This window comes from Nocardia sp. NPDC052316 (assembly GCF_044547795.1).
Taxonomy (GTDB): domain Bacteria; phylum Actinomycetota; class Actinomycetes; order Mycobacteriales; family Mycobacteriaceae; genus Nocardia.
The window spans coordinates 938,105-959,341 of record NZ_JBIUBB010000001.1 but is presented as its reverse complement, the minus strand read 5'-3'; the positions used below and the strand labels follow the sequence as shown (position 1 = coordinate 959,341).

General features: G+C 66.5%; 20 protein-coding genes and 1 tRNA gene. 9 read left to right on the top strand and 12 right to left on the bottom strand.

Annotation, left to right across the window (positions count from 1 at the left end; translation table 11 throughout):
• Nucleotides 1–58 precede the first annotated feature (58 nt).
• Nucleotides 59–727 (top strand): MspA family porin, encoded by a 669-nt coding sequence (locus ACIHA7_RS04460; protein ID WP_397285466.1) that lies wholly within the window; start codon nucleotides 59–61, stop codon nucleotides 725–727.
• A gap of 121 nt (nucleotides 728–848) precedes the next feature.
• On the top strand, nucleotides 849–1,514 hold the full coding sequence (locus ACIHA7_RS04455) for an MspA family porin (protein ID WP_397285464.1): 666 nt from the start codon (nucleotides 849–851) through the stop codon (nucleotides 1,512–1,514).
• Between the two features lie 78 nt (nucleotides 1,515–1,592).
• Here ACIHA7_RS04455 and mscL read toward each other — a convergent pair whose 3' ends face one another.
• From mscL to ACIHA7_RS04435, 4 genes are all read right to left on the bottom strand, one after another.
• A complete protein-coding gene (gene mscL / locus ACIHA7_RS04450) occupies nucleotides 1,593–1,997 on the bottom strand; it encodes a large conductance mechanosensitive channel protein MscL (protein ID WP_107659346.1) in 405 nt (134 codons plus the stop codon).
• 105 nt (nucleotides 1,998–2,102) lie between these two features.
• Nucleotides 2,103–2,753 (bottom strand): SAF domain-containing protein, encoded by a 651-nt coding sequence (locus ACIHA7_RS04445; RefSeq protein WP_397285461.1) that lies wholly within the window; start codon nucleotides 2,751–2,753, stop codon nucleotides 2,103–2,105.
• Between the two features lie 88 nt (nucleotides 2,754–2,841).
• On the bottom strand, nucleotides 2,842–3,162 hold the full coding sequence (locus ACIHA7_RS04440) for an FmdB family zinc ribbon protein (RefSeq protein WP_397286508.1): 321 nt from the start codon (nucleotides 3,160–3,162) through the stop codon (nucleotides 2,842–2,844).
• Nucleotides 3,163–3,230: 68 nt separating this feature from the next.
• On the bottom strand, nucleotides 3,231–3,827 hold the full coding sequence (locus tag ACIHA7_RS04435; protein ID WP_397285459.1) for a 5-formyltetrahydrofolate cyclo-ligase: 597 nt from the start codon (nucleotides 3,825–3,827) through the stop codon (nucleotides 3,231–3,233).
• A gap of 79 nt (nucleotides 3,828–3,906) precedes the next feature.
• Here ACIHA7_RS04435 and ACIHA7_RS04430 point away from each other — a divergent pair, with 79 nt between their 5' ends.
• From ACIHA7_RS04430 to ACIHA7_RS04410, 5 genes are all read left to right on the top strand, one after another.
• Nucleotides 3,907–4,863 (top strand): UTP--glucose-1-phosphate uridylyltransferase, encoded by a 957-nt coding sequence (locus ACIHA7_RS04430; RefSeq protein ID WP_107660953.1) that lies wholly within the window; start codon nucleotides 3,907–3,909, stop codon nucleotides 4,861–4,863.
• Nucleotides 4,864–4,994: 131 nt separating this feature from the next.
• Nucleotides 4,995–6,254, top strand: a complete 1,260-nt coding sequence (gene glp / locus ACIHA7_RS04425; RefSeq protein ID WP_397285457.1) for a gephyrin-like molybdotransferase Glp — start codon at nucleotides 4,995–4,997, stop codon at nucleotides 6,252–6,254.
• Nucleotides 6,255–6,266: 12 nt separating this feature from the next.
• Nucleotides 6,267–6,917, top strand: a complete 651-nt coding sequence (locus ACIHA7_RS04420) for a GNAT family N-acetyltransferase (RefSeq protein WP_397285455.1) — start codon at nucleotides 6,267–6,269, stop codon at nucleotides 6,915–6,917.
• 284 nt (nucleotides 6,918–7,201) lie between these two features.
• Entirely contained in the window at nucleotides 7,202–8,380 is a 1,179-nt protein-coding gene (glpR, locus tag ACIHA7_RS04415) for a gephyrin-like molybdotransferase receptor GlpR (RefSeq protein ID WP_397285453.1), read from the top strand.
• Between the two features lie 99 nt (nucleotides 8,381–8,479).
• Nucleotides 8,480–8,552: transfer RNA gene (locus tag ACIHA7_RS04410), tRNA-Ala, on the top strand.
• 400 nt (nucleotides 8,553–8,952) lie between these two features.
• On the opposite strand, the gene ACIHA7_RS04405 is transcribed toward ACIHA7_RS04410, so the two are convergent.
• From ACIHA7_RS04405 to ACIHA7_RS04385, 5 genes are all read right to left on the bottom strand, one after another.
• On the bottom strand, nucleotides 8,953–9,246 hold the full coding sequence (locus ACIHA7_RS04405; protein ID WP_397285451.1) for a hypothetical protein: 294 nt from the start codon (nucleotides 9,244–9,246) through the stop codon (nucleotides 8,953–8,955).
• Nucleotides 9,247–9,619: 373 nt separating this feature from the next.
• On the bottom strand, nucleotides 9,620–10,111 hold the full coding sequence (locus tag ACIHA7_RS04400; RefSeq protein WP_397285449.1) for a hypothetical protein: 492 nt from the start codon (nucleotides 10,109–10,111) through the stop codon (nucleotides 9,620–9,622).
• Nucleotides 10,112–11,104: 993 nt separating this feature from the next.
• A complete protein-coding gene (locus ACIHA7_RS04395; RefSeq protein ID WP_397285447.1) occupies nucleotides 11,105–12,289 on the bottom strand; it encodes an alpha/beta fold hydrolase in 1,185 nt (394 codons plus the stop codon).
• Nucleotides 12,290–12,344: 55 nt separating this feature from the next.
• On the bottom strand, nucleotides 12,345–14,126 hold the full coding sequence (locus tag ACIHA7_RS04390) for a gamma-glutamyltransferase family protein (protein WP_397285445.1): 1,782 nt from the start codon (nucleotides 14,124–14,126) through the stop codon (nucleotides 12,345–12,347).
• Between the two features lie 92 nt (nucleotides 14,127–14,218).
• The gene (locus ACIHA7_RS04385; protein WP_397285443.1) at nucleotides 14,219–15,577 is read right to left on the bottom strand and encodes a flavin monoamine oxidase family protein; all 1,359 of its coding nucleotides are present in this window, start codon (nucleotides 15,575–15,577) and stop codon (nucleotides 14,219–14,221) included.
• A 55-nt stretch (nucleotides 15,578–15,632) separates the two neighbouring features.
• Between ACIHA7_RS04385 and ACIHA7_RS04380 the strand changes: the two genes are divergently transcribed.
• On the top strand, nucleotides 15,633–16,232 hold the full coding sequence (locus tag ACIHA7_RS04380) for a TetR/AcrR family transcriptional regulator (protein ID WP_397285441.1): 600 nt from the start codon (nucleotides 15,633–15,635) through the stop codon (nucleotides 16,230–16,232).
• A gap of 445 nt (nucleotides 16,233–16,677) precedes the next feature.
• On the opposite strand, the gene ACIHA7_RS04375 is transcribed toward ACIHA7_RS04380, so the two are convergent.
• The 3 genes from ACIHA7_RS04375 to ACIHA7_RS04365 all read right to left on the bottom strand — a co-directional run bounded on the left by ACIHA7_RS04375 (nucleotide 16,678) and on the right by ACIHA7_RS04365 (nucleotide 19,474).
• Nucleotides 16,678–16,914, bottom strand: coding sequence for a hypothetical protein (locus tag ACIHA7_RS04375; RefSeq protein ID WP_397285439.1), 237 nt, complete (start codon nucleotides 16,912–16,914; stop codon nucleotides 16,678–16,680).
• Between the two features lie 3 nt (nucleotides 16,915–16,917).
• Nucleotides 16,918–17,217 carry a hypothetical protein gene (locus ACIHA7_RS04370; RefSeq protein WP_397285437.1) on the bottom strand — a complete coding sequence of 100 codons (300 nt, stop codon included), beginning with the start codon at nucleotides 17,215–17,217 and terminating at the stop codon, nucleotides 16,918–16,920.
• Nucleotides 17,218–17,566: 349 nt separating this feature from the next.
• Entirely contained in the window at nucleotides 17,567–19,474 is a 1,908-nt protein-coding gene (locus ACIHA7_RS04365) for a helix-turn-helix domain-containing protein (RefSeq protein WP_397285435.1), read from the bottom strand.
• 410 nt (nucleotides 19,475–19,884) lie between these two features.
• Between ACIHA7_RS04365 and ACIHA7_RS04360 the strand changes: the two genes are divergently transcribed.
• Nucleotides 19,885–21,231, top strand: a complete 1,347-nt coding sequence (locus tag ACIHA7_RS04360; RefSeq protein ID WP_397285432.1) for an alpha/beta hydrolase family protein — start codon at nucleotides 19,885–19,887, stop codon at nucleotides 21,229–21,231.
• Nucleotides 21,232–21,237: the final 6 nt, after the last annotated feature.

Here is a 21,237-nt window from a genome sequence, read left to right as displayed (position 1 = left end):
TGTCGACTGTCGAAAACTCTTCTCGCTGAAACGAACTCAACCCCTGAGGGAATTACACATGATCAACCGTAAGAACGTGGCGCGGGCAGCCGGTGTCTGTGCCGCCGCAACCATCGCCCTGGGCCTGTTCTCCGCCGGTGCCGCGAACGCGGACACCTTCGTGGCGCTGCCCGGTGGCGAAATCACCAAGACCCTGTCCGACGGCACCGTGGTGACGGTCCGTCTGGTCAACGAGTCCGCCAACATCAACCCGTCCCTCGGCTCGACCCCGGTGCACCGCAACGCGTGGGTGTCCGGTTCGGCGCGGGTCGAGGTGTCCGGCGCGGGCGCCACCGGCGGCAAGATCCGTCCGGGCTACGTGGTCGGCTGCCAGGTCAACATCGACGGCGGCGGCGCTTCGGCCGGCGTCGAAGGCAGCGGCAAGTGGGACGGTAGCGACGGCGACATCGGCGTCAACGGTGGCGGCAACCTGAGCCTCGGCCCCGGCCAGGCGAAGGCCTTCTACCTGCTCGATCGTGAAGTGGCCGATGACTTCGGCAACGAGGATCACTCCAGCCAGATCACGTTCAAGGGCACCAACGGCTCGGTCACCTGGGCCGACTCCACCATCGGCCTGTCCGGCTGTGGCGGATACGCGCAGGCTCGCGCGTTCGTCAAGGTCAAGGTCGAGACCGACAACGTCATGTCGTACGTGACGCTGTGGGGCCAGCCCTTCAGCATCGGCTGACGCCGAACACCCAACTCGCACAAGCCAAGCGGGCCCGTCGCTACCGCGACGGGTCCGCTTGCTGTCGTGCGCACAGCTCTACTCGCTGCCTGAGAATTCGTTCCGCTAGGGGTCGACAACCATGATCAACCGTAAGAAACTGACGTCCCGCGTCGGGCTCGGGGTCGCCGCCACCGTCGCGTTGGGCCTGTTCTCCACCGGCGCGGCCAGCGCGGAGATCTTCATCCCGCTGCCCGGTGGCGAGACCACCAAGACGTTGGCCGACGGCACCGAGGTGCGGCTCGCGCTGGTGGACGAGTCGGTCGCGATCACGCCGACCATGGACGCCGTGCCGGGGCACCGCACCGCGCGGGTATCGGGGAAGGCGGAGGTCGAGTTGGCCGGAGTGCCCGGCGGCAAGGCCGGTTCCATCTTCCCCGGGTACACCGTCGGTTGCGAGGTGGACGTCGCGAGCGGTGGTGTCGCCGGTGATCTGGACTGGACCGGGGACGCCATCGATTCGGACGCCGGCGTGGCTACCGGTGCCAAGCTGGTGCTCGGCCGTGGGCAGGCGAAGTCGTTCTACGTGCTCGATCTGCAGCAGGACGAGTACTTCGGCAGCGTGGCGTACCCGACGCGTAATCAGTTCGAAGGCGACATCGGGGCGGTGAGCTGGGCCGACGAGGTCATCGATTTGTCCGGGTGCGACGGTTACGCGCAGGCGCGGGCGTTCGTCAGTCTCAGTGTGGAGACCGACTCCGTCGTCACCTGGATGACGTTGTGGGGTAAGCCGTTCATCCTCGGCTGACGTCGAATATCAACTCGCGCAAGATAAACGGGTCTGTCGCAGTGTGCCGGGCCCGTTTCTCATTACCGCGCAAGCAATTCAGGATTCGTGTTTACCGCCGGCGCTGCGTTGGCCTTCGGCGAGCAGATCACGGATCTGGATGAGCACCTCCGCGTCGCTGAGTTCGACCGCTTCCGGACTGAACTTTCGTTTCACGTGCATGGCGGGGAGCACGAGCACGAAGTACAGCACCGCGGCGATGATCGCGAAATTGATCGCAGCGGTGATGATCGGACCGACCTGGACGAAGGTCGCGGGTTTGTCGGCAACGAGCTGGAAACCGAGCCCCAGTTCGTCACTGCCGCCGAAGACGGCCAGGATCGGGTTGACGATGCCATTGGTGAACGCGGTGACGATCGCGACGAACGCGGTGCCGATGACCACCGCTACCGCCAGGTCGACCACGTTTCCGCGGAATAGAAAATCCTTGAAACCCTTGAGCATTGCCGATATCTCCTCTACGTGTGGAGCTGACAAAGTCGTGCTCGGCGGTCGACGCCTGTGGTATCGCCGATGCTAGTTGACCTTGATGGCAAATGTGTGGACAACTCAATGGAAGACAACGGTGAGCGCGGTATGCAGGGATGCGGCTGCGACCATGGTCGCGTGTTCGGAGTCCATCGCGACCAACACCACGCGTTCCTTCGCGGCCCGTCCGTCGCCGGGGCCGGACACCAGCACGACGGCGGCATCGGTCGCCAGGGTGCGGGCGGGACGCGAGCCTTGTTCCTCGCCGCCGACCACGTCGACCCGGTCACCGGCGCGCAGGATCTCGGCGACGGCGGTGTCGGCCAACCGGATCGGCACGATCCGTGCGTCACGCGCACCGGTCGCGACGCCGGCCAGGCGTGGGCCGACGACGCGGAGGTCGGTGAATATCTCGCCGCCGCGCATTGCTCCGGTCAGGGTGGCGCCGATCACGTCGGACGGGGTGCGTACGACTCCGGCGGGCAGGGCGGCGGCCTCGCGGGGAGCCGACTGAAGATCGTCGGCAGCGAGCACATGTCCCGGGGCGAGATCGCGTCCGGCGACCACGACAGAAGTCTGTTCCGCGCCGGGATCGCCGCGCAGGAACAAGGCAACCGCTAGAACGATCAGGACCGCGGCACCGAGCCGCCGGGCGAGCAAGCTGTCGGCCCAAGGCGGTCGACGCCAAACTCCGAAGCTGTGGCGACCGAGCTCGGCGGGTGATCGAGTCATGGCGGAAGCCTATGACCGTGCGCGCACCCGCCAGGCCGGGAAAGGGGCTAGCTGTGGATAACTATGTGGCTGGGGATAACTCGACGAATCAGCTGGCCACAGCCGTGCTGGTGGTCGCGCTGCTGCCGTTGGACGAGCTGGAAGCCGAACTCGTGGAACTCGACGAGCTAGAGTCCTTCGAGCCGTTGGAGCCGCTGTCGGACTTCGCGGGCTCGCTCGCGGTGGACGCGCCGCTGCGGCTGTCGGTGCGGTAGAAGCCGCTGCCCTTGAACACGATGCCGACGGAATTGAACAGCTTGCGCAGCTTTCCGGAGCACTCCGGGCACACGCTCAGCGCATCGTCGGAAAAGGACTGAACGATGTCGAAGCGGTTGTCACACTGGGTGCACGCATACGAGTAAGTTGGCACAGCATCCTCCGCAGGTTTCGTCATCTGGCACTCTACAGCCGACAGTGCCAACGTTGCCAATCTACCGTTCATTCCGCCGCGTGATCTTCGACAAGCCGGTGCAGCCCGCCACGCGGCGTCAGCGCCCAGCCCATTCGCACATCGTGTGGCTGCTCGGGCAGCCGGTCGACCAGCTCGTCGTCCCGAACCACCGCGACCAGTCGCGCCCGCGGTGCCGCCGCGGCCAGCGTCCGGTCGTAATAACCCGCCCCGCGGCCCAGCCGGACACCGCGCCGGTCCACCGCGAGGGCCGGTACCAGGACCAGGTCCGCACGGTCGATCGCGTCGGTCGGCAGCACCTCGCCGGTCGGCTCGAGCAGGCCGAATCTGGCGCGCCGCAGGCTGTCCAGGCCGGTGTACTCGGCCCAGTTCAACGGTCCCGGCGTGCCGGTGACCGGCACCAGCACCCTCGCACCGGCCGCCCGCAGTGTGTCGAGCATCTCGGTCGAGCCCGGTTCGCCGCGTACCGGCACGTACGCGCAGACCCATTCGCCCACGTCGAGCCGCTCCACGGCCGTGACCAGGGCCGCGACCTCCGCGGCGTGCTCCTCGGCGGGCATCGCCGCCCGTCGAGCAAGAATTTCGGTGCGCCATGCATGTTTTTCGCGCTCACCGGGCATCTCCATGTCGATCACCATAGGCTGGCCGGAATACCGGTCGGCTCGACGTCGAGTCAGGGGCTGTGACGATGGATAGGGTATGCGCATGACAGCAAAGGCCGGACAATCCGGCGATGCCACGCTGGCTTCGTGCTTCCGCACGGCCGTAGTGCCCGCCGCCGGGCTGGGAACGCGGTTCCTGCCCGCGACCAAAACGGTGCCGAAGGAACTCCTCCCGGTGGTCGACACCCCCGGCATCGAACTGGTCGCCGCCGAGGCCGCCGAGTCCGGCGCCGAGCGTTTGGTGATCGTCACCTCGCCGGGCAAAGACGGTGTGGTCGCGCACTTCGTGGAAGACCTGGTGCTGGAGAGCACCCTCGCCGAGCGCGGCAAATTCCAGCTCCTCGAAAAGGTGCGCAAGGCGCCCGGGCTACTCGACGTGACCTCGGTGGTGCAGGAGGAGCCGCTCGGCCTCGGCCACGCGGTCGCCCAGGCCGAGGCCGCCCTCGACGACGACGAAGACGCCATCGCCGTGCTGCTCCCCGACGATCTGGTGCTGCCTTCCGGTGTGCTCGACGTGATGTGCCGGGTGCGCCGCAAGCGTGGCGGCACCGTGCTCTGCGCCATCGACGTGCCCAAGGACGAGGTCAGCGCGTACGGCGTGTTCGATGTGGCGACCGTGCCGGACGCGGTGAATCCGAATGTGCTGCGCGTCAAGGGCATGGTGGAGAAGCCCGCGCTCGCCGACGCGCCGTCCACCTTCGCCGCCGCCGGTCGATACCTGTTGGACCGCGCCATCTTCGACGCGCTGCGCCGAATCGAGCCGGGCGCGGGCGGCGAATTGCAACTCACCGACGCCATCGCGCTGCTCATCGCCGAAGATCATCCGGTTCATGTCGTGGTGCACCGTGGGTCGCGCCACGATTTGGGCAACCCGGGCGGCTATCTTCGTGCTGCGGTCGATTTCGCTTTGGAACGTGACGAATACGGCCCTGCCCTTCGGGAGTGGCTGGAGCATCGGCTCGGTCCCGACTGGGATCCGCAGCTGACCACCTACGACTGAGGCGTGGGTTTCGTCGACAGTGGACCGTCGGGTACGAATGATGGTTCACCGTCACGTGCGCTAATTGGTTCGTGCCGAAGCGTTATCGCGCGGTGCGATCGTTGGTGTGCGAAGAGATCAGGAAGGGCTGGATGCGCTCGGTTGAGGATCAGCAGATCAAGGTGACCGCCGCGGCGGTCGCGCCTCGGCCGGTCCGGGTCGCGATTTCCGAGGCCCAGGGCCTGCTGTGTGCCGAGGACGTCGTCACCGAACGACCGCTGCCCGGATTCGATCAGGCGGCGATCGACGGCTACGCGGTGCGCAGCGTCGACGTGGCCGCCGCGGGCACCGACATTCGCAACGAGGACGACGAACTGGTCGATCTCACGCTGCCGGTGGTCGGCGAGGTGATCGCCGGATCGCGTCAGCCGATCCGGCTGCAGCCGCGCCAGACCGTCCGCGTCGACACCGGTGCGCCGCTGCCGACGCTCGCGGATGCCGTGCTGCCCTTGGACTTCACCGACGGCGGCCGCGCCAAGATCAAGATCTACGAACCGGTTCGCTCCGGCGACTACGTGCGGCGCATCGGCGACGATGTGCAGCCCGGCGACGTCGCGGTGCGCGCGGGCACCATCATCGGCGCGGCCCAGGTGGGACTACTAGCGGCCGTCGGACAGGACAAGGTGCTCGTGCATCCGCGGCCGCGGTTGTCGGTGATCTCGGTCGGCGGTGAACTCATCGACATCGATCGGACACCAGGCCCCGGCCAGGTCTACGACGTGAACTCCTACGCCCTCGCCGCCGCGGCCAGGGACGCGGGCGCGGACGTCAACCGGGTCGGCATCGTGAGCACGGATCCCCGGCGGTTGCGTGACGTGGTCGAGGGGCAGCTGGTGCGCTCCGAGGTCGTCGTCATCGCGGGCGCGGTGGGCGGCTGGGCCTCGGAACAGGTGCGCGAGGCGCTGGAAGGGCTCGGTGAGCTCGAAATAGCCCGCGTCGCCATGCATCCCGGTTCGGTGCAGGGCTTCGGCAGGCTCGGCCGCGACGAGGTGCCCACGTTCCTGCTGCCGTCCAACCCGGTCGGCGCGCTGGTCGTCTTCGAGGTGATGGTCCGCCCGCTGATCCGAATCGCCTTGGGGCGCAGGCATCCCATGCGGCGGATCATCATGGCCAGGACCATCACCCCGATCAGTTCGATGGCCGGTCGCAAGGGTTATCTACGCGCGCAACTCATGCGCGACGAGGCCACCGGCGACTACCTCGTGCAACCGCTCGGCGGCGGCGCGGGCGCCTCGTCACACCTGCTCGCCACGTTGGCCGAGGCGAACAGCTTGATCGTGATCGACCCCGACGACACCGAGATCCGCACCGGTGACGAAGTCAGGGTCGCTTTCCTCGCACAGCGCGGCTGAGGCGTGGAGGCGATGAATGTGTTCCGGGTCGCGCAGCATCCGGGCTGGCCCGCACGGCTCGGCCCGGTGCGCGTCGGGGCCGGACAGGTGACGCTGCGCCCGGTGCGGCTGCGCGACGCCGCCGCGTGGAGCCGAATCCGATTGCGGGACAGGGCTCATCTGGAGCCGTGGGAACCCACCGGTCGTGGTGCCTGGGAGGCGCGCAACCATGCGTCCAACTGGCCGTCGCTGTGGTCGAGCCTGAAGGCCGAAGCGCGGCGTGGCGCGATGATTCCGTTGGTGATCGAGGTGGACGGTGCGTTCAGCGGACAGTTGACCGTCGGCAATATCGTGCGCGGCGCACTGCGTTCCGGCTGGATCGGTTACTGGGTGGCCAAGGATCTCAGCGGCCAGGGCGTGGCGACCGCTGCGCTGGCGCTCGGCCTCGATCACTGCTTCGGGCCGGTCGGCCTGCATCGGGTCGAGGCGACGGTGCGGCCGGAAAACCTGGCCAGTCAAGCGGTCCTGCGCAATGTCGGTTTCCGGGAGGAAGGGCTGCTGCGCCGGTACCTCGATGTGGACGGTGCCTGGCGCGATCACCTGCTGGTCGGCATCACCGTGGAAGAGATCATGGGCACGGTCGTCGACCGGCTCGTCCGCGAGGGCCGGGCCGTTCTGCCCTGAGAATCGTGCAATACGGACACGCCCGGCGCATCCGACGCGCGGAAGAATTGGTGGCTTTGTGACAGGTGTGGCGTATGTGCACGGCGCGCCTGCCGGATCTCGACGCGTCACGGAATTAACCTACGGACGTCGGAGGTGCGTCCTGCACCCCCGGCACGGAGCCTGCGAGGCGACCGGCGACCACGCCGCAGCGACGGATGGAAACCGGGCGGACGCGGGGCGTGCTGCGCACCGCTCGCCGGCCGAACGGACCACACCAGGCCGGGACGGAGGTGCTGACGGCAATGCCGAATTCGATCCTGTGGATCGGCCTGGTAGTGCTCTGGGTCTTCGTCCTGTTCCCCATCCTCGCCGACCGGCACCCCAGGATTCGGCGGACCACCGACGCCGCACTCGCCACCCGGGTGCTCGTCCGCGGAGATTCCAAGCGGCGCACCAAGAGTGGACCCGCCGCAGGCCACAAAACCGACCCCAATTGGCGGCCACGCCGCGCACAGAGAAAGCATCCCCACAGCGATGATGCGGAGGACCGGATGACAACACCGGCCGACGAACCCGTCACCGAAGGTGACCTGCCCGCGATCACCGAAGCCGCGGTGCCCCACCCCGATCCCGACATCGCTGACGCCGAGCTGGACGACGCCGAGCTCGCCGACACCGAGCTGGACAACCCCGAACTCGCCGATGCCGAGCAGGACGACGCCGAACTCGCGCCGACCGAAGCCGCCGACACCGAAACGGTCACTGCCGACACCGAATCCGCCGACCTGGACGAACCGGCTGCGCCGCACGACGACCCGGTCGATGATGACGTAGTGGGCGAAGAGCGCACCGAACCCGCCGCGGCCCGGATACCCCCCGCGTGCTCCACCGCGCCCGCCCGCATCACCGACGACGACTACCGCACCGACGACGAAGCCGACGATTACGCCCGCCGCGACTACGAAACCGACTCCGACGACCTCGATTACGTGCCGACCAGGCGCGGCCGCGGCGGCTACGACCCCGAAGCCGACGCCATCGCCCGCGCCGCCCGCTACACCTTCCGCCAGCGCGCCGTCCTCGGCCTCGTCCTGGCCGGACTGCTATGCGGCGGACTCGCGGTCGCGGTGAGCCCACACTTCTGGTGGGGCTGCGGCCTGTCCTCCTTCGTCCTCATCGGCTACCTCACCTACCTGCGCAAGCAAGTCCGCATCGAAGAAGACATCCGCCGCCGCCGCGCCGCCCGCCTCAGCCGCGCCGAACAACTCGGCGAACACCGCGCAGGCCCCCGACACACCCAAGCCGCCCGCGCCGCCATGGACCGCGACACCGCCCGCGCCCTGCGCCGCCGCTCCGCCCTCCTCGAAACCGACGACGAAGACCCCATGTTCGACCACCTCGACCCCTTCGACCCCGCCACCGCCCGCGCCCTGCGCGACCGCACCGGCGGCGGCGACATGCGCCGCGCCGCTGGCGAATGACACCAGCGTGACTCCGCATCATCCCAGGTCAACCGCCCGATTCGGAGTCTCGCAACAACCTTTGCTAGAGTGACACAGCGCGGTTCCCCGGAGCCGCACGGGGCTATAGCGCAGTTGGTAGCGCGTCTCGTTCGCATCGAGAAGGTCAGGGGTTCGATTCCCCTTAGCTCCACTCCATTCGCTGGGTGAGCCCTGCACGCGGAATGCGCGTGCAGGGCTCATTTCGTCTGTTTTGTGGGGGCGCAGCCCCCACGCCCCGCCCGGCGGGGCTTCGCCCCCCGGACCCCCTGCTCAGGTTCGCGTCCCGAGACCGTTTGCCCCCGTACCCCATCCCCGGTCTGACCTAGGGGGGATAGGTGTCTCGGAACGCTTCGCGGACAGCATTGCGTCGGCTACGTCCCGGTCCTCGGTCCGGGAGACGACTTCGAACACACGCCCAGTCGTTCGATGGAACCAGTCGGCCTGATGCGACGGCCGCGAGGGCAACATTCGCGGCTCCGAAGATGTGGGCCGAGCCCGATCCGAAGGAACGAACCGGGCTCGTCGTCACTGCGCCCTAGCGATCGGCGGCGTCAGTCTGCGTGCATGCAGACCTCCTCTTCGGCATCCCACATGAACTCTGGGTTGGCTTCGCATTCTTCCTGTGTCTTGGCCTCGGCAGGATCACCCACTGGTGCAGCTATTCCATCTTTTTGAGCCTTCTTGTAGCAGTCCTTGAACGCTTTGTAGTCCGCCGACTCCGTGAGGCATGTTTCTACATCCTTCTGAAAATCGGCGGACGCCGTTGGAGCGGCAACCATCCAACCAGCCGCCGTCAAGGCGAGCGCAGCGAGAAGAGGGGTTACCCGAGCACGATCAAGACGCATAGCGGTTCCTAATCCGTAGAGGTGGACCAGCCGATTCGGTCCACCGTGCTTCCACGTATTCGGTCCTGCGACGGTTCCGGATGGGAGTGCCGAACCTCCGTCGACCGTTGCGACCGTCGCATCGCGAGCGTGCAGACGCATGATCGGATTCGCGAAGGTGTTGTTCCGCAGGGTCAGGGGTTCGATTCTTCTTAGCCCCACTCCACCGGCGACTGCTGGGGTCGTAACCTGTCGATGTTTCGGGCTGCCAGTTCCGCCGTCTTCGTCTGTCGTCGCACGCCGAGAAACCAGAACAGTGGTTCGGCGGGCGCGAGCTCGGATGCTCGGGGTCGTGTTCGATTACTACCTTCGTTGCGGCACAGCGCATAGACGTTCACAGCGCGGTGGCCGCCGGCCATGCGTCGGCGACCGTCTCCGCAGCCGTCACCGCGGTGTAGAGGTCGATGATCCGCCATCCCCCCGTTAGTTTCGCGATGCCGTAACCGACCGCCCAGCGCTCGATTTCGACCTCGTCTTCGCGTAACCGGCTCACCACGATCTCCAAGTTGACGCGCTTGCTGTTCAGCACCCGGACAACACGATCCAGGATCTTCGCGTGGTGGTACCCCCGATCGGCCAGATCCTTTTCATTGGCCAGCAGAAAGTCGCGTATGTCTGAATCGGTCTCTAGCCAGCGACTCCGGCCGGGTCCAGACCCACCACTATCCGCGGGCTCGGCTTCGCCGATGTACATCGGGACCGAATAGTATTTTCGGTAGAAGTATTCATCGCCGTCCGGATCGCCGGTCATGGCCGCCACGTACGCTGCGGCGTAGTTGGCGTAGAACGTCCCGATTTCTCGGCTGAGAGCAGCACTGTCGACCATGTCATCCTCCACTATGTCGCGCACGATCAGTTGTGCACTCGAGACAGATGGGGTTCAAGAAACAAGGGTGGGCGCCATGTTTGTTCATCGTGATATCGACGCTTGAACTGAGGTTTCCAGCCGCATCCGATAAGACACCTCGTTACTCGCAAGGGTGCTTCTATTTTCCGATTCTGGACGAGGATGCGACCGCTTGGCAAAGAAGAAGAGATGAGAATCACCTGCCACTTGACGCAGTACCCCAGCTCACGGCTCATGCGGATCGCGGCATCATCTCACTAATTTCCGACAGTCCCGGGGGCGCCTTCGGCGACTCGCGTTGCTGTGAACTAGGTCCAGGCGTCGTTCCAGAGTTTGACAGTCGCCGGTGCTGGATTGGTCAGTCAGTGCACTGTCCGCACTGCCCGATTGGGACCCACGCACGCGACTAGACACTGTATTCGACCGCGCCGAGCATTAGCTCGGTGTCGCAACGATCAGAGATCTTCCCGTCCACAATCCGGTTGGAGAATTACCGCACTTTAGGATTGGGTGAGGAGCGCATCGTGCTCAGCCTGTGACGGATTCCGCGTCTGCGGGTAACTGTGCTGTTCAGGCAGGGTTTTCTGGATGCGATTGGGCTGCTTGGCGCGCGAAAGTTCGAGTAGCCGGACATATGGTCCACCGATCGTGGCATTGCACGAACCGATTCCATTGGGGCTGGTATCGCAGAAGCGGTACCAGCCCCAATGTCGTTTCCGGGTTGGGGATGCGGAAAGTGGGTGCCAAGCGGTCAGGGCTCATTTCGTCTGTTTTGGGAGGCGCAGTCCCCATGCCCCAGCCGGCGGGGCTTCGCCCCCGGGCCCCTTCTCGAGTTCGCCTACCCGAGGCCCTTCGCCCCCCGTACCCCACCCCCGGTTCGCCTGTCCCGAGGTCACGTCCCTCGGACCTCTTCTCAGGTTGGCCCACCCGAGGCCGTCCGCCCCCCGGACCCTCGTGAGGGCCGACCGCGGGTCAGTGGCTCGGCAGGATGTCGGCGAGGAATTCGGCCGTATCGTGGCGGGCTTGCGGCAAGAGGGTGAAGTGGTTTGCCGCGGGGTAGAGCATCAGGCGGCTGTTTACGTTGCCCTGTTGAAGTTGTTGCTGGAGCAGGATTGTGGTCGGTATCGGCTGCACGTTGTCCGCGCCGCCTTGCAGGATGAGCAGGGGCCGGTGGTAGCCGGTGGTGGGTGCGGCCATGTAATCGCGTAGGGCGGCGGTGAGTGTCGGGTCGGACAGGGGTTTGGTGAACAGCTGGCCGAAGGGACGACCTGCGAGGGCTTCTTCCGCCGATTTCAGGCAGCCTTCGCCGGACTCCGCGATGGCGAGCACCTGTTTGCCTCGTTCGCTCAGGTAGTCGGTGACCGCTAGTTCCGGGCGCGCGTGGTCGAGTCCGGCCAGGACCATCAGTACCCTGACCTGCAGCCCCGCGGGAAGTGACACAGCCAGGTCCGGTCCGGTAAGCGCGGAGATCAACTGCTCGTAGTTGCTTGTCGGGGCGAAGGCGGCGGTGCCGCGCAGATCGAGTTCCGGCGCGTAGCTCGACGACAGTTGCGCTGCGTGCAGCACCGCGTGCCCGCCGATCGAATGTCCGGCCAGCGCATAGGAATCCGATATCTCAGAGTCGACGAGGCGGCCTGCTCGGACGATATCGAGCACCGCGTGCCCTTCGGCGGGTCCGGCCAGGTACTCGTAGTGACCCGAGGCGCCGAGTCCGATGTAGTCCGTGGCCGCCACCGCGTAGCCCTGGGCCAGATAGTCGGCCAGCTGCGGTGTTTCGTCGTGCGTATCCGCTATGCCACCCATGAGATTGGGTGCACAGCCTTGTGCCATCCCGCTCGTGCCGTGCGCCCAGGACACCACCCGCCACCCGCCCGGCGGGGGAGTCCCTTTGGGCAGGTAAACATTTCCGCCACTGATCTCCGGGGTGCCGTCCCGACCGGTGGTCCGGTAGACGAGCCGATACCCCTCGGCCGCCGCGGGTATCAGCTCCGCCGCGTCCAGCGACCGGGACGACACGATGGTCCCCGGTCCGGTCGACGACGCTGGTTCTGCCGCTGCCACTCCGGTGGCCGCTACCGACGATCCGGCGACGAACAGTGCCACCACCGTGCGCCGCATGGGGAACTTCCCGCGTCGATCGGTTGTCGTATTGCGCATGGAACACCTCTCACGTAATGAATTGGGAAAGAAGGAAATAGTGGCGGCTCGCTGGTCAGCGACCGGTCGCGTAGCCCTGCATCGCACGGGGATCGGCGGCCGCCGACAGCACGCCTGACTCGGGATCGCGAGCGACGGCACACATGCGACCCTCGGACCAGGGATCTCCAACCGTGATCCGGTGGCCGCGCTTGCGCAGCTCGGTCAGAACTCCGGCGTCGATCCGTGACTCCATGGTCACCGCACCCGGATTCATCGAACGTGGGTAGAACGAACCGGGGAAGCTGTCCTGGTGCCAGTTCGGCGCGTCGATCGCGCCCTGCAGATCCATGCCGCCACGGACGTTCTCGCGCAGGGCGACTTCCAGGAAGAAGTGCAGGCTCCACTGGTCCTGCTGGTCCCCGCCCGGGGTGCCGAACGCCAGGACGGGCTCGCCGTCGCGCAACGCAAGGGACGGGCTGAGTGTGGTCCGGGGGCGGCGGCCCGGCGCGAGGGAGTTCGGCAGGCCCGGTTCCAGCCACGCCATCTGTAACCGAGTGCCGAGCGGGAAACCCAATTCGGGCACCACGGGGTTCGACTGCAGCCATCCGCCGCTGGGAGTTGCGGAGATCATGTTGCCCCAGCGGTCCACGACGTCGAGGTGGCATGTGTCGCCTCGGGTGGCGCCCGTCGCGGCCACCGTGGGCTCGCCGACCCCCGCCGGAAGCTGTTCCGGCACAGTCGAAACCGCATGCGTGCTCACCCGCGGCGAGCGGCCGTCCGGGCTGCCGGGGCGCAACAGCCGGGATGCGTCCTGGCCGATCAGGGCACGGCGCGCCGCGTTGTACGAGGGTGACAGCAACGCCTCCGCTGTCATATCGGTGCCGTCGCCGTACCACGCCTCCCGGTCCGCCATCGCGAGCTTCGAACCTTCGATCAGCGTGTGGTAATAGTCGGCCGTACCGTGGTCTAGGTGTTGCGGCAGCATGGCGAGCTGCTGAAGGAATACCGCCCCCTGGCTCCAGAGGCCGGGTTTCGCGATCGTCCAGCCGTTCCAGGTGTAGGTGGTCGGATTCTCGTATGCCGCAGTGTAATTCGCCAAATCGTCACCGGTCAGGGTGCCGATGTGGCGTTCACCCGAGGTGTCCATCGTGGGCCGTGCCGCCGCGGCGGTGAGCGCTTCGGCGATGAATCCCTCTCGCCATACGCGTCGCGCGACATCGATCTGAGTCTCGCGGTCCGCGCTCGCGACCTCGGCTTCGGAGATCAGTCGCCGCCACGTCTGTGCCAGTACCGGATTCTTCAGCAATTGTCCTGGCGCAGGGGGCTTTCCGCCTGGTAGATACAGCGCAGCCGAGGTGGTCCACTCGGTTTCGAAGAGGTGCTGCATCCAGGACAAGGTGCTCTGGACATCCTCTAGCACCGGATGTCCGTGCTCGGCATACCAAATGGCGTGGGCCAGCACGTCGGACAGCCGCTTCGTGCCGTGGTCGCGGAGCAGCAGCATCCAGGCATCGAAGGCGCCGGGCACCGCCGCGGCCAGCGGGCCGGTGCCGGGTACCAGTTCCAGGCCGAGACCGGTGTAGTGCTCGATCGTCGCGCCCGCCGGTGCGGGCCCTTGACCGCACAGCACCTGCGGGGCCTTTCCCGCGGGCGCGAGAATAATCGGTACTTCCCCCGCAGGTCCGTTCAAGTGCGGCTCGACCACATGCAAGGCGAAGGCCGCGGATACGGCCGCGTCGAATGCGTTGCCGCCGTCCTCGAGTATCGCCATCGCGGCCGACGAGGCGAGCCAGTGCGTGGAGGAGACCATGCCGAAAGTGCCCTGCAGGGTGGGACGTGTAGTGAATCTGCCCATCGTTGTTCCTCGAGGAGTTGTTGGTATCGATTTGTCGGTGAAACCGACTGGCTCATAGGCGAATTGCCGCGACCGTTCCATCGGCCGGGTGCTCACAGTTGGGTCGTGGTGAGAATTTCGCGCGCGGCGCGTTGCCCGGACTCGATCGCGCCATCGACGTACCCGGCCCAGCGGGTCGCCGTCTCGGTGCCGGCCCAGTGCAGTGCACCGGTCGGGCGGCGCAACTCCGGCCCGAAGCGTGTCAAAGTCGATGGAGTCGCGAAAGCGCCGTAACAGCCGCGACTGTAAGTTTCGGTGGCCCAGTCCTGTTCGACGTAGTAGACCGGGTTGCGCGCTTTTGGACCGAAATATGCGGCAAGGTCGTCGAGAACCGCGTCGCGGCGTTCCTTCGGCGCCAGGCGAGATGCGGCTTGGGCGTGGGTGGCTTCGAAGAAGCCGACCAGGACTGCGGGTTCGGCGTCGGGGGGACCGGCATCGAAAACCGTGCCGAGCGCGCGGCGGTCGCTATTGGCCTGCCCGGACAGACCCTGTCCGCGCCAGAACGGCTCGTCGTAGACCGCGTTGACCTTGATCGTCCAGCCCATCGGTAGACGTTGGAGGAGTTGGGCGCGTTCGGCGGGTAGGTCTGGGGTGAATCGGACTGTGCCCACCAGCGGAGGCGGGATCGCGATGATCGCGTGGCGTGCCCGCCACTGCCGCCGCCCGGCCCGCACCCGAACCTCGTTGTCGCTCCACTCGACCTCGGTCACCGCGGCGCCGAGGACGACCCGATCGCCCAACTCCGCAGCCATGGCGATCGACAGTCGCTGCATACCGCCGACGACTCGGTCCTGCTGTGCACCGCCTGTCGTATTGATCAAGGAGTCGATGCCACCGCCCGAATGGATGTAGAACTGCGCCCACAGGGCCGACATCTCGTCCGGTTCGGCGCACCACACCGCCTGGGTGACCAGCTGGAAGAAGGCGCGTCCGGTGGGGGTGTGCGAGTGCTTGCGCAGCCACGTGCCGAAGGTCTGACCGTCGAGTTCTCGCGCGTCGGGCGCGGTCCACGGTGCGTGCAGCGGTACTCGGCGAGCCGAGCGATCGAGCCGCAGTTGTGTGAGGCCGATATCGGCAAGCACAAGCGGGTTCAGCCGGGGTATACGGCCGCGGAATCGACTGACGCGGCCGCCGAAGTCGCCGATATTCGCACCCTGATCGTAGGTCCGGAACGTGGAGAACCCGAGTTCGGTCAGCAACGCCGACACTCGGTCCTGGCCGGGACCGACCCACATGCCGCCCACTTCCACGTACGTGTCGCTGCCCGGTACCTCGACGTTGCGGGTTCGCCCGCCTACCCGCTCCCTGGCCTCCAGTACCAGGACATCGCGACCGGCTGCGGTGAGCGCGCGGGCTGCCGCGAGTCCGGCCGCGCCGGCGCCCACCACGATCACATCCACGAGATCCGACATTCACATACACCTAACATCTCAAATACACGGTGTATGTGAATGTAGTCTTGTTGCTGTGACTGTCAAGGGACGACGTGCGGAATACGCCGAAGCCACCCGTGCCGCCCTACTGGAGGCGGGCCGTCGGCTGTTCATCGAGCGGCGGTACTCGGAACTGTCCGCCGACGAGATCGCTCGGTCCGCCCGCCTGACGCGCGGGGCCGTGTACCACCACTTCGGCGGTAAGCAAGGGCTGTTCGAGGCCGTATTCGAGCAGGTCGAACAGGAGTTGACCGAGCAGTTGGCGAGCGTGCGTGGTGAGCCGGGCAGCCCCTGGGAAACCGCGGTCCGCGCGTTGGATGTGTTCCTCGACGAATGCACCGACGTGGCCTATCAACGCATCGTGCTGCAGGAAGGGCCGGTCGCGCTGGGCTGGGACCGGTGGCGCGAACTCGACGAGCGGTACATGGTCGGTCTGGTCCGCGATCTGGTCGATGAGCTCATCCGAGCCGGTGAATTTCGCCCCCGATCGCCCGAGCTCACGGTCCGCGCGATCTACGGGCTGCTCACCGAGCTCGCCTGGAGCCTCGCCGACACCGTCGACGACCAAGTGCGGCGCGACGCGGGCCAGATCGCGCTCGACATGATCAGCTCGCTACGCCGCGAAGCCGAATGATGCTGAACCTCAACCTGCTCCGCACCAGCAGCCATGCCCGCACAACCGGGGCGAGCGCCGTCGCTGGACCAGGGCCTCGCCGGTTGAGGGCGATAGCCTATGTCGCGCGTGGCGGATCGTTTCCGTGTTCCCGCCGAAGCTCTCCTCGATCAGGGAGCCTGGACGCCTGTGTTGCCGAGGTTGCGGACTACCGTGGCGACCGATCCCTTTGGCGTCCTTGAATACCTCGGGCTCGGTGGCACCGGTGGTGGCACGGCAGCGGTCTGCGGATCGTGCTCCGCGAGAACGCCGCCGTCGTCTGTGACCGCGACATGTCCACCTGGTGTCCAACCGGAGAGCTCCGAGTCGCGTTGGGTATTCATGAACGCACTGAAATTCTCTACTGGACTTGAGGATTCGACCTATCGCGGGTCGGGAGCGCCTGCACCCGCGATAGGTACGGGGTTCATTTGGCGCCGGACTCGATCCGGTGTTGCTCCACCACGTCGTCGTATTCTTCCCGGCGTTCTGCGGTCATGTCTTGCTCAGCGTCGATGCTGATGCTCCACGGGATCGGGCACGGGGGAGCGTGGTCCGGGTCTGGGCACAGCAACCGCTCGATCTGATCAACGACTGCACGTGCCTCGGCTTCGGACGCAATGACACCCACGCGGATTTCCCATAGCCGCTTCTCATCCGACATCTATCAGATCTCCTTGCAATGGCGCTTGTAGTGACCCTGCGGGACGTTCCGGTCAGCATCCTTCTTGGCATCGGCGACCGCTGCGGGCTTGGTCTTGCCGGACCCGTTGCCGGTGATGTAGCCCAGCGCCTCCCCTCCCGGCCCGATCAGTTGACACTTGACGGTAGCGGTGTGCCGCGCGATCGGATCCACTTGGCCGACCGTCGTCACGGTATCCGTCGGCGCCGGTGCAGCATTGGCCGGGCCGGCCATCGCCACGCCGATGGCCAGCGGTAGTGCGAGGGTGGCGATCAGTTTCCGCATACTCATAGGTGTTCCGTGTCCCTCCCCTGTGGGCTGAAGCATCGTGCTTCTGCCTTCAATTGAGTAGGACGTGCGCCAACATGATTCGGTTCCAACGAATTTCGGGCTAACGCGACCAGCTGCGGAGGAGGCCGACTTGGCGTCCCGGAGCGATCACGGTATCCAACTTCGCCGACGCGACTAACCAGTTGGCGCGCATACGCGCGAACCCCTGTTCGGAAAGGACCGTCTACCGAACACGGACGAGATCAACCAGTCGCGCTGTGACTTGCAACAGTTGGTGCGGCGTCAGTGGGTGCATCGAACACAGTGACCGGGGCGGGCAAGGTTTCGGTACTTCATCCCGTCCTCATGACGGGAAGGCGGCGGATTCGCGGAGGCGGTGTAGGCGTAGGGCGAGTTGGATTTCGAGGGCTCGGTCGGGGTGCTGCCAGCCTTCGCCGAGGAGGGCGGTGATGCGGTCGAGGCGTTGGGTGACCGTGTTGACGTGGATGTGTAGGAGTTTGGCGCTGTTGCTGAGGCTGCAGCTGGTGGCGAAGTAGGTTTCCAGGGTGTTGATCAGGGGGGTGCCGCGGCGTAGGTCGTAGTCGATGATCGGGCCCAGGGTGGTGTTCAGGAACGCCAGCACGTTGTCGCCGTTGTTGATGAGTAAGCCGATGAATCCGAGATCCGCTGCGCTGGCGGAGGAACCGTGTTTGCCGAGTGCGTTCATCAGCTGGATGCATTGGCGGGCCTCGCGGTAGGCGGCGGGCACCCGGTTCGGTAGGTCGACTGGTCCGGAGCCGGCGACGGTTGCTGAAAGGCCCAGTGCCGCACGGAGTTCCTTGGCGACGCAGTGTGCGACGGTGGAGGCGTCGCTGCCGGGGAGCAGTACGACGGTGTGTCTGCCGCGAGTCGCCGCTAAACCGTGGCGGGACATCACGTAGTGGGTTGTCCATGCCGCGGCGCGGTGGTGGCCGCCGTGTTCGGCGACGACGAGAATGTGCGGCCGGGTCAGGTCGATGCCGAGCAGTGTGGCTCGGCTGTGTAAGGCCTTGTCGTCGATGACGCGACCGTCGAGCAGGTCGTCGAGGAGTTCGCCGCGCACTCGGCCTTCGGCCTCGGCGATGCTGCGCTGGAACAGCAGCAGCAGTGCGGTGACGAGTGCGGCGCGCTCCAGGATGCGCTGATCGGCGGGCGACAGTTCGTCGGGATGATGCAGGACCAGCGTGCACAGCGGCCTACTGCCTGCGCCGCCCGGTGCCGCCCACAGTTGCTTCGCGACTACGGCTCTGCCGAGTTGTGCTGCGGTAGCGGCTATTTCGCCGATGGCCTGTTCGTCGCCGAGTTGCTCATGCGCGTCGGCGTCCGATAGTCCTATCTCGGTGAGTCTGCGCCCGTCGGCGTCGAGTACCAGCAGCGCGCCGCCGAGGATGTCGGCGGCCACGGTCGCGACGTCGGCTACGCCACCGCCCCGAACGACCAGATCGGTCATCCTGTCGTGTGCCTGCGCGGCGCGTTCGACGGTGTTGTAGTGCGCGTGCATGGCCGCGCTGGCTGCACTGAGTTCGGCTAGGGCGGTGCGTGTTTCGGTGAGCAGCCGCGCGGAATCCACGGCGATCGTCGCGTGCGCGGCGAGAGAGACCAGCAGTGCTATCTCTTCGGGAGCGTAGGGGCGGAAGTCGCGATGCGAGGCGAACAGGACACCGATGACCTGGTCGCCGAGCTTCATCGGCACTCCGAGGATGGCGACGAGACCCTCCTCCCGTACGGCGCTGTCGATCTCCGCGGTGTGGCGGAACCGTCGGTCGGCAAAGTAATCCGCGGTGCTGTAGGGCATTCCGGTCTGGGCGACCAGTCCGCCGAGACCGTCGCCCATCGCCAGCCGGGTGGATCGGAAGGCCTGTGAGCCGGACCCGTCGGTGACCCGCATGAAGGTGTCGCCACGCTGGGGATCGGGCAGTGTCAGATAGGCGACGTCGGCGTGCAGCAGCCGCCGCGCGCGGTGCACGATGGCTTGCAGGACCGCGTCCACATCGCGTAGTCCGGCGAGATCTCCGGCGGTGTCGAACAGTGCCGCCAATTCGGCCTCCCGGCGAGCGCGGCGCTCCAGCAGAGCGCGGACTCGCAAGGCGGCGCACTTGGCGCTGTCCAGGTCGGCCAGTTCAGCGGCGGAAGCACCGGCGGTGCGCGCTTCGAGCAGTGGGGCTTCGAATTCGACGGCAGGAGCTTCCCGCTCGAGCATTTCCAGGAAGATCTCGCAGGTCACGGCCGTCATTGTGTAGCGCCTCCGCTCGGGGCGACGGCGGCAGTGCTGGCCGCGATCCGGTCGCCGGTCGTTGGTCGCCGGTCGCCGAAGCCTGCCGGTCGGGGCTGTCGGTAGGTCGGGGCCGGCGCCCCGGTCGCCGTGGACCACCCATGGTGCCTCCACACCTCGAGATGTGCTGCCGAAAACGATATGTGCGGTCCGGCGGCCTGACGATGTGGGCGGCCGACATATTTGCCGCGGTGGATGTCCATGCCGCCCATACATCGAGCGGCGAACCGCTTCCCGTATCGGAGCTGTCCCCGCGCACGTGGGTAGTGACCGCCGCCATGATCGGCGGCGGAAAAGTGGGTGACGCGCACCTGTCGAAGCGGCCGACCGGCGAACACACTTTCTGACATCGCCGCTCGAAAAGGAACAACATGCCGCTGTTTCGCCGTCTCTCCGCCACCGCAACGGCCGTCGTTGCGCTCGCCGGATCCCTTGTCGCCGTTGGCTTTCATACGCGGGAGGCGGTGGACGCCCGACACCCCGCGGTGCGGTCCCTGGCATGCACGGCTCCGCTCGTGGTGGGTGCGCAGCGGCAGGACGCCGCCTGCCTCGCCGACTTGACCACGGCAGGTACCGTCGCTTCCGGCCACACGGTGGCTGCGGATTGGGCGGGGCTGCACCCTCCGGGTGCCCGCAATCCGACAGGTGTGCCGGGCATGCAGATCGACGGGTACTTCCCCGACAACTCCACCACGAACACCAACCACGGGTGGAATCACGACAGCCAGTTCGTGATTCGCCTGCCGGAACGCTGGAGCGGTGGCCTGGTGGTCGCGGGGACGCCGGGTAATCGCCGCCAGTACGCCAACGACTTCATCATCTCCGACTGGGTGCTGGCCCAGGGCTACGCCTACGCCGCGATCGACAAGGGCAACACCGGGCCGGAGTTCTATCGTGACGGCGACGCTCCCGGCGATGCGATGGTCGAATGGCACAACCGGGTCACTCAATTGACGGTCGCGGCGCAGGCCGTCGTCGCTCAGCGCTATGCCCGCCCGGCCAACCGCACACTACTGGCCGGAATCTCCAACGGCGGCTACCTCGTTCGCTGGCAGTTGGAGAATCGGCCGTGGCTCTACGACGGTGGGGTGGACTGGGAGGGGCCGACCTGGCAGGCGAATGGCCCGAACCCGCTGAGCTATTTGCCGACGGCCTCGCGCGGCTACCAGGATTACCGTGCGAATCCGGCCGCCATCGACGGTGTTGTCGCCGCGGGATTCCCCGCCGAGTCGGAGCCGCTGTGGGAGTACCACGACAGGTCGTATTGGGGGCCCATCCAACGGGGCTACCGTCAGGAAATCGATCCCGGCTATACCGGTGCCGAGGCCGACTACATCTTTGCCGACCGTCCGGCCGCCGTCCGGGACGCCATGGGCCGAGTTTCGCTCACGGGACGAATTCAACGCCCGCTCATCACGATTCACGGCACCCTCGACGCGTTGCTGCCGATCGGCGAGGAGTCGGACCGCTATGCCGAGCAGATCAGCGGTCAGGGCCGTGCTGCGCTGCATCGGTATTACCGGATCGAGGGCGGCAATCATGTCGATGGGTTGTACGACCAGCATCCCAATCTGGTGCGGCCCATGCTGCCGTGCTTCCGCAGCGCCTTCACCGCGCTCGAAACCTGGTCCGGCACAGGTGTAGTGCCGCCGCCGAACGCGACGATACCGCGTCCGACCGCCGACGATCCGGCTGAAACGTGCGAACTGAGCGGCTGAATCGAT

Bases quoted from the DNA above. Each gene is read 5' to 3' on its own strand.
- ACIHA7_RS04460 (WP_397285466.1), top strand. From the start codon at position 59: ATGATCAACCGTAAGAACGTGGCGCGGGCAGCCGGTGTCTGTGCCGCC.
- ACIHA7_RS04455 (WP_397285464.1), top strand. From the start codon at position 849: ATGATCAACCGTAAGAAACTGACGTCCCGCGTCGGGCTCGGGGTCGCC.
- mscL (WP_107659346.1), bottom strand. From the start codon at position 1,997: ATGCTCAAGGGTTTCAAGGATTTTCTATTCCGCGGAAACGTGGTCGAC.
- ACIHA7_RS04445 (WP_397285461.1), bottom strand. From the start codon at position 2,753: ATGACTCGATCACCCGCCGAGCTCGGTCGCCACAGCTTCGGAGTTTGG.
- ACIHA7_RS04435 (WP_397285459.1), bottom strand. From the start codon at position 3,827: ATGGAGATGCCCGGTGAGCGCGAAAAACATGCATGGCGCACCGAAATT.
- ACIHA7_RS04430 (WP_107660953.1), top strand. From the start codon at position 3,907: ATGACAGCAAAGGCCGGACAATCCGGCGATGCCACGCTGGCTTCGTGC.
- glp (WP_397285457.1), top strand. From the start codon at position 4,995: ATGCGCTCGGTTGAGGATCAGCAGATCAAGGTGACCGCCGCGGCGGTC.
- ACIHA7_RS04420 (WP_397285455.1), top strand. From the start codon at position 6,267: ATGAATGTGTTCCGGGTCGCGCAGCATCCGGGCTGGCCCGCACGGCTC.
- glpR (WP_397285453.1), top strand. From the start codon at position 7,202: ATGCCGAATTCGATCCTGTGGATCGGCCTGGTAGTGCTCTGGGTCTTC.
- ACIHA7_RS04405 (WP_397285451.1), bottom strand. From the start codon at position 9,246: ATGCGTCTTGATCGTGCTCGGGTAACCCCTCTTCTCGCTGCGCTCGCC.
- ACIHA7_RS04400 (WP_397285449.1), bottom strand. From the start codon at position 10,111: ATGGTCGACAGTGCTGCTCTCAGCCGAGAAATCGGGACGTTCTACGCC.
- ACIHA7_RS04395 (WP_397285447.1), bottom strand. From the start codon at position 12,289: ATGCGCAATACGACAACCGATCGACGCGGGAAGTTCCCCATGCGGCGC.
- ACIHA7_RS04390 (WP_397285445.1), bottom strand. From the start codon at position 14,126: ATGGGCAGATTCACTACACGTCCCACCCTGCAGGGCACTTTCGGCATG.
- ACIHA7_RS04385 (WP_397285443.1), bottom strand. From the start codon at position 15,577: ATGTCGGATCTCGTGGATGTGATCGTGGTGGGCGCCGGCGCGGCCGGA.
- ACIHA7_RS04375 (WP_397285439.1), bottom strand. From the start codon at position 16,914: ATGTCGGATGAGAAGCGGCTATGGGAAATCCGCGTGGGTGTCATTGCG.
- ACIHA7_RS04370 (WP_397285437.1), bottom strand. From the start codon at position 17,217: ATGCGGAAACTGATCGCCACCCTCGCACTACCGCTGGCCATCGGCGTG.
- ACIHA7_RS04365 (WP_397285435.1), bottom strand. From the start codon at position 19,474: ATGACGGCCGTGACCTGCGAGATCTTCCTGGAAATGCTCGAGCGGGAA.
- ACIHA7_RS04360 (WP_397285432.1), top strand. From the start codon at position 19,885: ATGCCGCTGTTTCGCCGTCTCTCCGCCACCGCAACGGCCGTCGTTGCG.